1 pseudogene is annotated in these 237 nt (G+C 34.6%); it reads left to right on the forward strand.

The features are described from left to right. A pseudogene (locus HMPREF9441_RS18975) lies at window positions 1–193 on the forward strand (hypothetical protein); the annotation flags it as partial. Window positions 194–237 lie beyond the last annotated feature (44 nt).

Here is a 237-nt window from a genome sequence, read left to right on the forward strand (position 1 = left end):
TATCCCCAAAAGTGCCTACGATGATTTGTACCAAGTAGCTATGTATACTGATAATAATGCGGTATATTATGACAAAGAGGAAGATACAATTTACATTATTGCCCATAATGGTAGTGGTGCTTTTTCTTACGAAGTGTGCTGGCAAATAGTAAAAGGAGAGTATAAAACCCGTATTATAGGAGAACCTTTCTAGTCTCACAGAATTTGCCAATCTGCTAATTTTCTAATTTGCTAATT

This window comes from Paraprevotella clara YIT 11840, assembly GCF_000233955.1.
In the GTDB taxonomy this organism is placed as follows: Bacteria; Bacteroidota; Bacteroidia; order Bacteroidales; family Bacteroidaceae; genus Paraprevotella; species Paraprevotella clara.